General features: G+C 68.0%; 10 protein-coding genes. 2 read left to right on the top strand and 8 right to left on the bottom strand.

Annotation, left to right across the window (positions count from 1 at the left end; all coding sequences use genetic code 11):
• Window positions 1-100: 100 nt before the first annotated feature.
• Both AC1RCS_RS23340 and AC1RCS_RS23335 read right to left on the bottom strand, forming a co-directional pair.
• Complete coding sequence (locus AC1RCS_RS23340) at window positions 101-637, bottom strand: TRAP transporter small permease (protein WP_218297597.1); 537 nt, start codon at window positions 635-637, stop codon at window positions 101-103.
• A gap of 9 nt (window positions 638-646) precedes the next feature.
• Window positions 647-1,663, bottom strand: a complete 1,017-nt coding sequence (locus tag AC1RCS_RS23335) for a TRAP transporter substrate-binding protein (protein ID WP_218297493.1) — start codon at window positions 1,661-1,663, stop codon at window positions 647-649.
• 172 nt (window positions 1,664-1,835) lie between these two features.
• Between AC1RCS_RS23335 and AC1RCS_RS23330 the strand changes: the two genes are divergently transcribed.
• Both AC1RCS_RS23330 and AC1RCS_RS23325 read left to right on the top strand, forming a co-directional pair.
• Window positions 1,836-2,366 (top strand): winged helix DNA-binding protein, encoded by a 531-nt coding sequence (locus tag AC1RCS_RS23330; RefSeq protein WP_218297492.1) that lies wholly within the window; start codon window positions 1,836-1,838, stop codon window positions 2,364-2,366.
• A gap of 106 nt (window positions 2,367-2,472) precedes the next feature.
• Window positions 2,473-6,102 carry a hydantoinase B/oxoprolinase family protein gene (locus AC1RCS_RS23325; protein WP_492246213.1) on the top strand — a complete coding sequence of 1,210 codons (3,630 nt, stop codon included), beginning with the start codon at window positions 2,473-2,475 and terminating at the stop codon, window positions 6,100-6,102.
• Between the two features lie 51 nt (window positions 6,103-6,153).
• Here AC1RCS_RS23325 and mnhG read toward each other — a convergent pair whose 3' ends face one another.
• From mnhG to AC1RCS_RS23295, 6 genes are all read right to left on the bottom strand, one after another.
• Entirely contained in the window at window positions 6,154-6,540 is a 387-nt protein-coding gene (gene mnhG, locus AC1RCS_RS23320) for a monovalent cation/H(+) antiporter subunit G (protein WP_218297490.1), read from the bottom strand.
• Entirely contained in the window at window positions 6,537-6,815 is a 279-nt protein-coding gene (locus AC1RCS_RS23315; protein WP_055402533.1) for a K+/H+ antiporter subunit F, read from the bottom strand. Before AC1RCS_RS23315 ends, mnhG begins: the two co-directional genes overlap by 4 nt.
• Window positions 6,812-7,333, bottom strand: a complete 522-nt coding sequence (locus AC1RCS_RS23310; protein ID WP_492246214.1) for a Na+/H+ antiporter subunit E — start codon at window positions 7,331-7,333, stop codon at window positions 6,812-6,814. Before AC1RCS_RS23310 ends, AC1RCS_RS23315 begins: the two co-directional genes overlap by 4 nt.
• A complete protein-coding gene (locus AC1RCS_RS23305) occupies window positions 7,330-9,051 on the bottom strand; it encodes a monovalent cation/H+ antiporter subunit D (protein ID WP_255590832.1) in 1,722 nt (573 codons plus the stop codon). The genes AC1RCS_RS23310 and AC1RCS_RS23305 overlap by 4 nt, the downstream gene beginning before the upstream one ends.
• A gap of 159 nt (window positions 9,052-9,210) precedes the next feature.
• The gene (locus tag AC1RCS_RS23300; RefSeq protein WP_142146595.1) at window positions 9,211-9,576 is read right to left on the bottom strand and encodes a Na+/H+ antiporter subunit C; all 366 of its coding nucleotides are present in this window, start codon (window positions 9,574-9,576) and stop codon (window positions 9,211-9,213) included.
• The gene (locus AC1RCS_RS23295) at window positions 9,567-12,515 is read right to left on the bottom strand and encodes a monovalent cation/H+ antiporter subunit A (RefSeq protein WP_492246215.1); all 2,949 of its coding nucleotides are present in this window, start codon (window positions 12,513-12,515) and stop codon (window positions 9,567-9,569) included. The genes AC1RCS_RS23300 and AC1RCS_RS23295 overlap by 10 nt, the downstream gene beginning before the upstream one ends.
• Between the last annotated feature and the right edge of the window lie 70 nt (window positions 12,516-12,585).

Here is a 12,585-nt window from a genome sequence, read left to right as displayed (position 1 = left end):
TGGCGCTGCCAAACGCCAGTGCCACCGTGGAGCCGGCTTCGCCGGGCCACCAGTGGCATTCCCCTCGGGGGAAGGCGCGCAGCGCCTCAGGGGGGCTTCTCTAGATATCAGAAGAAAAGTCGCCCTTGGCATGGCGCTCTTCGACGGCGCGCACGAAGGTCGGCACGCCGCCGCGCAGCACGATGATGAATTCATCGACCACGGCCACCCACAGCAGGATGGAGCCGAGCGCGAAGCTCAGCTGCGGAATCCACAGCGGCATGGGCAGGAGGCCCTGGGAGATGTCGTTGAACTCCCAGCTCTCGTAGGTGTAGCTGCAGGCCGCCCACATGAGGTAGCCCACGGCCACGGACCCGATGGCCAGCGACACCACCTCGAGCTGGCGGCAGCGGCGCGGGGACAGCTTTTCCAGCAGCAGCGTCACGCGCACGAAGTCGCCGTGCTTGAAGGCATGCGCCATGGCCAGGAACGCGGCGGCCGCGCAGAACCAGGCCACGATGTCGTTGATGGCACCGGTGCGCAGGCCCAGCTCGCGCATGATGCTCTGCGCGATCATGAGCACGCAGATGAGCGCGATGAATGCCGCGCCCAGTGCGCCGGCGGCGAGGTAGATGCGGTCGAGCCAGCGGCGCAGCATGGTCACGGCTTACTTCTTGGCCGCAGCGGCCGTGGCCGGGCCACCCTTGCGGTAGGCCGCGATGATCGCTTCGCCTTCCGGGCCGGCTTTCTTGAGCCAGTCGGCCAGCATGATCTCGCCCACCTGGCGCATGTCGGCCATGAGCTTGGGCGCGGGGGTGACGATCTTCATGCCCTTTTCAGCGAGGGCCTTCTTGTACCACTCGGTCTTTTCGGCGCTGACCTTCCAGCCGCGAGTCTCGGCCTCGGCCGAGGCCTTGAGCAGGGCGTCCTGGCTGGGCTTGTCGAGCGCGTCGAAGGCCTTCTTGTTCACGATGACCGCGTTCTTGGGCAGCCAGGCCTGGGTGTCGTGAAAGAGCTTGATGCTTTCATAGATCTTGCTGTCGTAGCCCGTGGAGCCGGAGGTCATGGTGGCTTCCACCACGCCCGTGGCCAGGGCCTGCGAGAGTTCGGCCGCCTGGATGGTCACGGGCTGCGCGCCGATCAGCTCGGCGATCTTGGCGGTGGCGGGGCTGTAGGCGCGCCACTTGATGCCGCGCAGGTCAGCCACCGAGGCCAGTTCCTTCTTGGAGTAGATGCCTTGTGGCGGCCAGGCCACGGCATACAGCAGCTTCATGCCCTGCGTGCCCAGCAGCTTGTCCAGCGAGGCCTTCTGCGCGTCGTACAGGCGCTTGGAGTCGGCATACGAGGTGGCCAGGAAGGGAATGCCGTCCACGCCGTACAGCGGGTTCTCGTTCTCGAAGTTGCCCAGCAGGATTTCGCCCGCCGGCGCCTGGCCGCCCTGCACGGCGCGCTTGATTTCGTTGGCCTTGAACAGCGAGGCGTTGGCATGCACGGTGATCTTGAGCTTGCCGGCGGTGGCGGTGTCCACGTCCTTGGCGAACTGCATCAGGTTCTCCGTGTGGAAGTTGCTCACCGGGTAGGCGGCCGCAAGGTCCCATTTGGCCTGGGCCTGGGCCGAGGTGGCAGACATGCCCAGTGCCAGGGCCATTCCCAGGGCAGTGGTGGAGAAGATTCGACGCTTCATGGAGTGCTCCGCAAGGTGGATCGTGGGGGTAAGCCACTGTATAGAAAGCAATCGGCCGTGGCATAGGTGTTTTGCCTAAACGCTGACAAATTGCCAACAAATCATTGTCGAGTTGCCTACAATGGCCTATGCATATCCCGTGCCAGATTCGACTGTTGTGGAGGCGGTGTTCATGAAACCAGGGGCCAAGGCCAAGGGCGATTCCGGTCCGATCGTGTCGTCCGCGCACCTGGTGTCGGCGCAGAGCGCGGAGATGAGCGAGTTCGAGTTCGGGCTCATCGTCGCGGGCAATGCCTTTCACCGCTGGGTGGTGCATTGCATGTCGGCTGCCGGCCTGAAGGACCTGACCCCGCTGGATGTGGTGGTGCTGCACCACGTGACGCACCGCGCGCGCGACAAACGCCTGGCCGACATCTGCTTCATCATGAACGTGGAAGACACGCACCTGGTGAACTACGCGCTCAAGAAGCTGCAGAACCTGGGGGTCGTCGCATCGCAGAAGAATGGGAAGGAAGTGACCTATGCCGCCACCGAATCCGGCCGCGCCTACGTGCAGCGCTACCGCGAGATCCGCGAGAGCTGCCTGATCGATGCGCTGCAGGCGGACGATTCGCTCAACCGCGACATTGGCGAGCTGGCCCGGTTGCTGCGTGTGCTTTCCGGCATGTACGACCAGGCGGCGCGCTCGGCCGCCTCCCTGTGACCCGCGGCACGCACGGTATTTCAATCCAACAATGCTCCTGCGCTTGGTGTACAAGCGCAAAAAGCTATCAATAACATAGCAAAAGATGTCCAACCAACCTTCCCACATGTCCCGCTGGCAGTTCTGGATCGACCGGGGGGGCACCTTCACCGACGTGGTGGGCAAGCGGCCCGACGGCAGCCTGGTCACGCACAAGCTGCTGTCCGAGAACCCCGAGCAGTACAAGGACGCCGCCGTGGCGGGCATCCGCCACCTGCTGGGCCTTGCACCTGGCGAGCCGGTGACACCCGCACTGGTGGAGTGCGTGAAGATGGGTACCACGGTGGCCACCAACGCGCTGCTGGAGCGCAAGGGCGAGCCCACGCTGCTCATCACCACCAAGGGCTTCAAGGATGCGCTGCGCATCGCGTACCAGAACCGTCCGCGTTTGTTCGACCGGCGCATCGTGCTGCCCGAGCTGCTGTACGAGCGCGTGGTCGAGGCCCAGGAGCGCGTGGGCGCGCGCGGCGAGGTGATCGAGCCGCTGGATGAGGCGCACCTCAAGGAACGCCTGTGGGCCGCCTATGACGCGGGCCTGCGCAGCGCAGCCGTCGTGTTCATGCACGGCTACCGCTACACCGCGCACGAAGAGGCCGCCGCGCGCATCGCGCGCGAGGTGGGCTTCACGCAGGTGAGCGCCTCGCACGCCACCAGCCCCATGATGAAGTTCGTGAGCCGGGGCGACACCACCGTGGTGGACGCCTACCTCTCGCCCATCCTGCGCCGCTATGTGGAGCAGGTCGCCAGCGAGATGCCGGGCGTCAAGCTGTTCTTCATGCAATCGTCGGGCGGGCTGACCGATGCGCAGGTGTTCCAGGGCAAGGACGCGATCCTGAGTGGCCCCGCGGGCGGCATCGTGGGCATGGCGCGCACCGCCGGGCTGGCGGGGCACGCCAAGGTGATCGGCTTCGACATGGGCGGCACCTCCACCGACGTGAGCCACTACGCGGGGGAGTTCGAGCGCGAGTTCGAGACCCAGGTGGCCGGCGTGCGCATGCGCGCCCCGATGATGAGCATTCACACCGTGGCCGCCGGTGGCGGTTCCATCCTGGGGTTCGACGGCGCGCGCTTTCGCGTGGGCCCCCAGAGCGCGGGCGCCAACCCCGGCCCCGCCAGCTACCGCCGGGGCGGCCCGCTGACCGTGACGGATGCGAACGTGATGGTGGGCAAGATCCAGCCCGCGCACTTCCCCAAGGTGTTTGGCCACGGCGCCAACGAGGCGCTGGATGGCGATGCCGTGGTGCAGAAATTTGATGGCCTTGCCACGCAGGCCGGGCGCAAGGCCGAGGATGTCGCCCACGGCTTCATCCAGATCGCCGTGCAGCAGATGGCCAACGCGATCAAGAAGATCAGCGTGGCGCGCGGCTACGACGTCACGCGCTACACGCTGCAGTGCTTTGGCGGCGCGGGCGGCCAGCACGCCTGCCTGGTGGCCGATGCCCTGGGCATGACGCGGGTGTTCGTGCACCCGCTGGCGGGCGTGCTCAGTGCCTACGGCATGGGCCTGGCGGACCAGAACGTGATCCGCGAGCAGGCGGTGGAGGCCAAGCTCGCGCCCGAGGCGCTGGCAGGCATTGAGGCCACGCTGGAACAACTGGCCACCACCGCGCGCACCGAGCTGGAGCGCCAGCAGGCGGGTGCAGGCACAGCCGTGGTGCACCGCCGCGTGCATGTGCGCTACGAGGGCAGCGACTCCGCGCTCATCGTCCCGTTGGGCTCGCTGGCCGAAATCACCGCCGCGTTCGAGAACGCCTACCGCCAGCGCTTTGCGTTCCTCATGCAGGGCAAGGGCCTGGTGGTGGAGGCCGTGTCGGTGGAGGCCGTGCTGCCCGGCGACGCGCCCGTGGAGCCGCGCCACACGCTGCAGCCCGCGCGCGAGGTGCCGCGCCGCAGCACCGTGCGCATGTACACCGGCGGCATCGACGGCGTGGCCGCGTGGCATGACGCCGCGCTCGTGGTGCGCGAAGACTTGCGCCCTGGCGATGTGATCCCCGGCCCGGCCATCATTGCCGAGAAGAACGCCACCACCATCGTCGAGCCCGGCTGGGAGGCCCGGCTGACCGAGCTGGACCATCTGCTGCTCGACCGCCGCGTGGCCCGTGCCGTGCAGCATGCGGTGGGCACCACGGTGGACCCGGTGCTGCTCGAAGTGTTCAACAACCTGTTCATGAACATCGCCGAGCAGATGGGGCTGCAGCTGCAGAACACGGCGTACTCGGTGAACATCAAGGAGCGGCTGGACTTCAGTTGCGCGCTGTTCGACACGGCGGGCAACCTGATCGCCAACGCGCCGCACATGCCGGTGCATCTGGGCTCGATGGGTGAGAGCATCAAGACGGTGATCCGCGAGAACGCGGGCAAGATGCAGCCGGGTGATGTGTATGTGCTCAACGACCCGTACCACGGTGGCACGCACTTGCCAGACATCACCGTCATCACGCCGGTCTACCTTGCCGACGAGGCCGCGCCCACGTTCTACGTGGGCAGCCGGGGCCACCACGCCGATGTGGGCGGCACCACACCGGGCTCCATGCCGCCGTTCTCCACGCGCATCGAGGAAGAGGGCGTGCAGATCAACAACGTGAAGCTGGTCGAGCGCGGCGTGCTGCGCGAGGCGGAGATGGTCGCTCTGCTCGAAAGCGGCGAGTACCCCAGCCGCAACCCGCAGCAGAACATGGCCGATTTGCGCGCGCAGATCGCGGCCAACGAAAAGGGCCAGCAGGAGCTGCGCCGCATGGTCGGCGAGTTCGGCCTGGACGTGGTGCTGGCCTACATGCGCCACGTGCAGGACAACGCCGAGGAATCCGTGCGCCGCGTCATCACGCGCCTGAAGGACGGCGCGTTCACGCTGCCGCTGGACAACGGCGCGCAGATCAGCGTGGCCGTGAAGGTGGATGCACAAAGCCGCAGTGCCACCATCGACTTCACCGGCACCAGCGCGCAGCAGACGAACAACTTCAATGCACCCACGGCGGTGTGCATGGCGGCGGTGCTGTATGTGTTCCGCACGCTGGTGGATGACGACATTCCGCTCAACGCGGGGTGCCTGAAGCCGCTCAATGTCATCATCCCGCCTGGCAGCATGCTCAACCCCAACCCGCCGGCCTCGGTGGTGGCGGGCAATGTGGAGACCTCCACCTGCATCACCAATGCGCTGTACGGCGCCCTGGGCCTGATGGCGGCGGGGCAGTGCACCATGAACAACTTCACCTTTGGCAGCACGCGCTACCAGTATTACGAGACGATCTCGGGCGGCAGCGGCGCGGGGGGCGTGTGGGATGCCAACGGGCAACTGGCGGGTGGCTTTGCAGGCACCAGCGTCGTGCAGTGCCACATGACCAACTCGCGCCTGACGGACCCCGAGGTGCTGGAGTTCCGCTTCCCCGTGCGGCTGGAGGGCTACGAGATCCGCAAGGGCTCGGGCGGCGCCGGGCAGTGGAAGGGCGGTGACGGTGGCATCCGCCGCGTGCGCTTCCTGGAGCCCATGACGGCCAGCATCCTGTCGAACGGCCGCCACCATGGCGCATTTGGCATGGCGGGCGGCCAGCCGGGTGCCGTGGGCATCAACAAGGTGGTGCGCAGCGATGGCCGGGTGGAGCTGCTGGACCACATCGGCCAGGCCGAGATGCAACCGGGCGACGTGTTTGAAATCCACACGCCGGGCGGCGGCGGATTCGGATCTTCAGGCCAAAAATAGTGATGAAAATGGCCGCTGGCGCTTGTCCATCAAGCGCTGGCAGCTATTAATTCAGGAGTCTTCGGTTTCCTGTGCTGCCCTGGGTTGGCTCAGGCTCGGCGGCACATTCAGCCCCATCTGCCGCGCGCGGAACAGTGCCGCGCGCATCAAGAAGATCGACATGATCGGCACCGTGATCGCCACGAACACGGCGATCAGCAGCGCATGCAGAGCCAGGCTGCGGTCGGCCACCGAGAAGTACAGCACCGTGCCATGCATGATCAGCCAGCAGCCCAGCGTGGCGATGATGGCGGGCGCATGCACACGCTCGAAGAACGTGGGCAGGCGCAGCAGGCCGGTGGAGCCCAGCAGCGCCAGCCCCGCACCCGACAGCACCAGCACGGCCACGATGATTTCGAGCCACAGCGGAAGAACGGCGATGGCGGCGGCTTCGGTCATTCGATCACCTCGCCACGCAGCAAAAACTTGGCCATGGCCATGGAGCCGACAAAACTGAACAGCGCCAGCAGCAGGGCGGCCTCGAAGTAGTTCTTGCTGCCGTACAGCAGGCCCAGCACCAGCATCACCAGCATGCCGCTGAGGTACATGCAGTCGAGCGCCAGCACGCGGTCCTGCGCGGAAGGGCCCTTGAGCAGGCGGATCAGCGCGCAGCCCATGGCCAGGGCCAACATGAACAGGGCGATGGGCAGGGCCCAATCCAGGATCGGTGTCATTCAAAGATCTCCATCAAGGGACGTTCGTAGCGCTGCTTGACGCTGGCGGCCATGGCTTCGGCGTCGTCCAGCTCCAGCACGTGCAGCAGCAGCAGGCTGCGGTCCAGCGAGAGTTCGGCCCAGGCGGTGCCGGGGGTGATGCAGACGATCGTGGCCAGCACGGCCAGGGCATTGGGGTCGCGCACGTCCAGCGGAATGTGCACGAAGCCCGAGGGGTGCCGCCGGCGGCCCGGCGCGAGCAGCAGGCGCGCCACGGCCAGGTTGGAGCGGGTGGTGTCCGCCACCACCGTGAATGCCAGGCGCAGCACGGCACCGGGTTTGCGGATGCGCACGGGCAACGGGCGCAGCCCGGCCGTGAGCAGCGGGATGGCCAGAGCGAGCACCGTGCCCAGCACGATGTGGCCCGCGCTCAGGCTGCGGTTGAGCAGCAGCCACAGCGCCAGCAGCGCCAGCGAGAGCACGGGGGCGGGCACCAGGCGCTTGAAGGGCCGCTGCACGGGGGTGTTGCGGGGCTTCATGGGGGCGTGGTTCCTTGGGGTGCGGGCGCATCCGCGTGGGGCGGGTTGGGCACCGGCGCGGCGGTCATCACGGCGCGCACATAGGTGGACGGGGCATGCAGCGCGTCGGCCGTGGCCTGGGTGTAGCGCATCACGGCCCCCGCCTGCCATACCAGGGCCGCGCTGGCCAGCAGCAGCAGGGCGATGGGCAGGCCTTCCAGCACCAGCAGCTTGGGGGATGTGCGGTCGTGCGCCGCCCAGAAATGGCGGATGCCCGCGCGCGTGAGCGCCAGCAGCGCGAGCAGGCCCGACCCCACCAGCAGCGCCACCAGCATCCAGCCCGCGGCGCCCAGTTGGAATCCGTGGGATGCCCCCAGGCCCAGCGGATTGAAGAGCGCGTGGACCATGGCGAACTTGCCCACGAAGCCCGGCAGGGGCGGCAGGCCCGCGATGATCAGCGTGCAGGCCATGAACGCCAGCCCCAGGAACGCCGCCGCCGCAGGGATGACCTGGCCGATGAGTGCCTCCTCCTGGTCGTCGAGGTTCATGCCTTCGGTGGGCACCAGGTCGGCGGACAGGAACGGGGCGTCGTCGGTCTGCTCGTAGGGGGCGAGGTTGGAGCCGTCGTTGCGCCAGCGGTCGATCAGGTCGGCCAGCAGGAACAGCGCGCTCACGGCCAGCGTGGAGCTGAGCAGGTAGTACAGCAGCCCGGCCGTGAGCAGGTTCTGCCCGAAGCCGACCGCCGCCAGCAGCGTGCCCGACGACAGGATGGCGCTGAAGCCCGCCAGGTGCCCCAGGCGCTGCGAGCCCAGCATGCCGATGGCGCCGAAGGCCATCGTGAGCATGCCGCCGCCGATGAGCCACTGGCCGCCGAACTGGGCCGATTCGCCGGCCTCGGCGCCAAACAGCAGTGTCCACAGCCGCAGCAGGCTGTACACGCCCACCTTGGTCATCAGCGCGAACAGCGCCCCCACGGGGGCCGTGGCCGCGCTGTAGGCGGGTACCAGCCAGAAGTTGAGGGGCCATACCGCCGCCTTGATGAGAAAGGCCACCGCGAGGACCGCCGCAGCGGCGTGCAGCAGGCCGCGGTCCGCTGGCGCGACGGCGGCGATGTTCTGCGCCAGGTCGGCCATGTTCAGGGTGCCGGTGATGCCGTAGAGCATGGACACGCCGATCAGGAACAGCGACGAGGCCGCCAGGTTGATGGCGATGTAGTGCAGCCCCGCCGACACGCGCGGGCGGCCCGAGCCGTGCAGCAGCAGGCCGTAGGACGCGGCCAGCATGATCTCGAAGAACACGAACAGGTTGAACAGGTCGGCCGTGAGGAACGCGCCCGCCAGCCCCATGAGCTGGAACTGGAACAGCGGGTGGAAGTGCACCCCCGCGCGGTGCCAGCGCGCCGCCGAGAACAGCACGGTGGCCAGCGCCACGGTGCTGGCGAGCACCAGCATCATGGCGGAGAGCCGGTCGATGCCGAGCACGATGCCGAACGGCGCCGGCCAGTTGCCCGGCAGGTACACCGCCAGGCTGTTGTGAAGGGCGGGGTCCTTGGCCTGCACGAGCAGCAGCACGGCCACCACCAGGCCCAGGAAGGTCGAGGCGATGTTGAGCGTGACCTTGGTGCGCTGGCGCTCCTCGCGCAGCAGCAGCATGAGCCCGGCCGTGAGCAGGGGCAGCGCGATGGGCGCCAGGATCAGGTGTGGCATCAGCCGCTCCAGTAGGAGGTGCACGGATGTCATGTCAGGACTCCATGGCGCTGCGCATGAAAAGGGCGCGCCTCAGGCCAGGGCAGCCGAGCCAGGGCCGCCCCGCCGCGAGGGCTGCGTCCCCCTGCCCGCAGCGCACAGCGCTGCGAGATCGGGGGGAAGCGGCGAAGCCGCTCAGGGGGGTGTTCTTCATCATGGCATTTCCTGCACGTCTTTGCCCTTGGTGCCGTCCACATGGTCGGTGCCCGCCATGCCGCGCGATGCCAGCAGCACCACGAGGAAGAGGGCGGTCATGGCGAAGCCGATCACGATGGCCGTGAGCGTGAGCGCCTGGGGCATGGGGTCGGCGTAGTGGGCCAGGTCCTGGGGCAGGCCGGGCTGCAGCACGGGCTCCTTGTCGATGGCCAGGCCCAGGCGGCCCATGCTGAAGATGAAGAGGTTGACGGCGTACGACAGCAGCGACAGGCCCATGATGATCTGGAAGGTGCGGGGGCGCAGCAGCAGCCACACGCCCGAGCCGGTGAGCACGCCGATGGCCAGGGCCAGAATCAGTTCCATGGGCCTTCTCCCTGTGTCGCCGCGGCGGCCTGCACCTCATCGGCCGTGCGTGCGTTGTTGTAGCGGTGGCTGCGCACCGACTGGTGGGCGATGCCGGTGAGGATGAGCATGGTCGAGCCCACCACCAGCGTGAACACGCCGATGTCGAAGAACAGCGCGCTGGCCACGTGCACCTCGCCCACCCAGGGCAGGTGCAGGTGGGCCGTGTGGCTGGTCAGGAAGGGGTAGCCCCAGGCCCAGGCCCCCAGGCCGGTGGCCAGCGCGGCCAGCAGGCCCACGCCGATCCAGCGACGCGGGTACAGGGGCAGGTGGGCTTCGACCCACGAGGTGCCCGAGACGATGTACTGCAGCAGCAGCGCCACCGAGAACACCAGCCCCGCCACGAAGCCGCCGCCGGGCTCGTTGTGCCCGCGCATGAACAGATACGTGGACACGAGGGTCGCGAACGGCAGCATCAGCCGCACCAGCACGGCGGGCACCATGAGGTAGCCCACGGCGGTGTCGGCGGTCTGGCGCGGGTTGGACAGGTCGGTGTCCACATCGGCGGGCAGCGCGCGCTGCTGGGGCGGCAGGTCCATCACCTCGCGCGCGGGCCGAAAGCGCCGCAGCAGCGCATACACCGTCAGGGCCACGATGCCCAGCACCACGATCTCGCCAAAGGTGTCGAAGCCCCGGAAGTCCACCAGCATCACGTTGACGACATTGGTGCCCCCGCCTTCGCTGAGCGCGCGCTCCAGGAAGAAGGTGGAGGTGCTGTCGGGGAAGGGCCGGCTCATCATCGCGAACGACAGCAGGGCCATGCCCGCACCCGTGGTCAGCGCCAGCGCCATGTCGCGGTAGCGGCGCAGCTGGGTGCGGCGCTCTTCGGCCAGCGTGGGCTTGCGCAGGGCCTCGTCGCGGCGCGGCAGCCAGCGCAGGCCCAGCAGGATGAGGATGGTCGTCACGACCTCCACCACGATCTGCGTGAGCGCCAGGTCGGGGGCTGAAAACCAGAGGAAGGTCAGGCACACGCACAGCCCCGCGCCACCCAGCAGCGTGAGTGCCGCCAGCCGGTGGTACTTGGCCTGCCAGGCAGCCGCCATGGCGCACAGCCCGCCCAGCAGCCACAGCAGCGCGAAGGCCGGAGACAGCGGCAGCTGCGCCCGGTCGCCAATGGGCAGGCCACGAGCCCACAGGGGCAGCACGCAGGCCACCAGCGCGGCACTCACCAGCCACAGCATCTGCCACTGCAGCCGCCCGGTGCCCAGCATCCGGCGGCCATGGCGGCCCCACTGGGTGACGGCCGCCAGGGTGCCTTCGAACAGCCGCTGGCCGCTGATGTGGTGCATGACCGGCGGCGCATCCAGCACGCCTTTTTCGCGCTGCCAGCGCAGCAGGGCATACAGCGCGATGCCCCCGCCCAGGGCCACCAGGCTCATCACGAACGGTGTGTTGAACCCGTGCCAGACCGCCAGGCTGTAGGTGGGCAGCTCGCCCCCCACTACCGGCCGCGCGGCCGCGGCCAGGTAGGCGCCCACGGACCAGGCAGGCAGCGTGCCCACCACCAGGCAGGCCAGCACGAGCAGTTCCACCGGCACCCGCATCCAGTGCGGCGGCTCGTGGGGTGGGCGCGGCAGGTCGGTGGCGGGCGGGCCCCAGAACACATCCACCGTGAAGCGCAGCGAATACGCCACGCTGAACATGCCCGCCACGGTGGCGGCCACGGGCAGCAGCCATTCCAGCATCGGCGTGGTGTTCACGTACACCGTTTCGGCAAAGAACATTTCCTTGGACAGGAAGCCGTTGAGCAGCGGCACGCCGGCCATCGCCGCGCTGGCCACCATGGCCAGCGTGGCGGTGATGGGCATCATCGTGCGCAGGCCCGACAGGCGGCGGATGTCGCGCGTGCCACTTTCATGGTCCACGATGCCCACGGCCATGAACAGCGAAGCCTTGAAGGTGGCGTGGTTCATGATGTGGAACACGGCGGCCACGGCGGCCAGCGGGCTGTTCAGGCCGAGCAGCAGGGTGATGAGCCCGAGGTGCGAGATGGTCGAATAGGCCAGCAGGCCCTTGAGGTCGTTCTGGAACATGGCCGCGTAGCCACCCACCAGCAGCGTGCAAAGGCCCGCTCCCCCCACCAGCCAGAACCATGCCTCGGTGCCCGCGAGCGCGGGCCACATCCGCGCCAGCAAGAACACGCCCGCCTTGACCATGGTGGCCGAGTGCAGGTACGCCGACACAGGCGTGGGCGCGGCCATGGCGTGGGGCAGCCAGAAGTGGAACGGGAACTGCGCGCTCTTGGTCAGCGCACCCAGCAGGATCAGCACCAGCGCGGTCAGGTACAGCGGGTGCGCCTTGATCAGTGCGCCGGCGGCCAGCACGTGGTCGAGGTCGTAGCTGCCCACGATGTGGCCCAACACCAGCATGCCGGCCAGCATGCACAGGCCGCCCGTGCCCGTGACCGTGAGCGCCATGCGTGCCCCACGCCGCGCATCCTTGCGGTGGTGCCAATAGCCGATCAGCAGGAAGGAGAACAGGCTGGTCAGCTCCCAGAAGAACGCGATCTGGATAATGTTGCCCGACAGCACCACGCCCGCCATCGCACCCATGAACGCCAGGAAGAACGCAAAAAAGCGCGGCACCGGGTCGGCCGCCGACATGTAGTAGCGCGCATACAGCACCACCAGGCTGCCTACGCCCAGCACCAGCATGCAGAACATCCACGCGAAGCCGTCCATGCGGATGACCAGGTTCAGGCCCAGCGCGGGCAGCCACTCGATCTCCTGCCGCAATACGCCGCCGTCGGCGATCTCGGGAAAACACAGCGCGACCTGCACGGTGCAGAACACGGCGATCAGCCCCGCCAGCGTGGACTCGGTGTTGCGCGCATTGGCGGGCAGCACGGCCGCCAGAAGGCTGCCGATGAAGGGAAGGAGAATGAGGGTGATCAGGGGCATGCGCGAACAATTTTAGGGGTTCGCTCCAAAGCCCCTGCCCGGGCCTTGCCGTTGTGCAGCCGGTGGGTAC

It is taken from the genome of Acidovorax sp. GW823-FHT01C06 (assembly GCF_058798375.1).
Note: the sequence above shows the minus strand (reverse complement) of the source record. Positions and strands in the feature narration are given on the sequence as shown.